A 363-nucleotide genomic window follows, 5' to 3' on the forward strand; every position below is an offset into this window, starting at 1 on the left:
TAGAAAATCCTAAGTATCTTCTAAAGTCATTAAACAAACTTGCTAAATTACAAAGAGAATTATCAAGAAAAACAATTGGTAGTTCAAATAGAAATAAAGCAAGATTAAAAGTTGCAAGACTTCAAGAACATATAGCTAATAGTCGAAAGGATTTTCTACAAAAACTATCTACTAAATTAATAAAAGAGAATGATATTATTTGCATAGAAGATTTACAAGTAAAGAATATGGCTAGAAATCGTAAACTATCTCGCTTAATTTCTGATGTGTCATGGTCAGAATTTGTTCGCCAATTAGAATATAAAGCTAATTGGTATGGTAGACAAATTGTAAAGGTAGGTAAATTCTTTGCAAGTTCACAAA

Annotated in this window: 1 protein-coding gene; it reads left to right on the forward strand. The window is 27.8% G+C overall.

Features of this window, described 5'->3' with window-relative positions:
- Positions 1 to 363, forward strand: a 363-nt coding sequence (locus Q3287_RS19570; RefSeq protein WP_407964692.1) for an RNA-guided endonuclease TnpB family protein, incomplete at both ends; no start/stop codon positions are given.

Origin of the sequence: Clostridioides sp. GD02404 (genome assembly GCF_045898275.1) — a bacterium.
Lineage (GTDB): Bacteria > Bacillota > Clostridia > Peptostreptococcales > Peptostreptococcaceae > Clostridioides > Clostridioides difficile_A.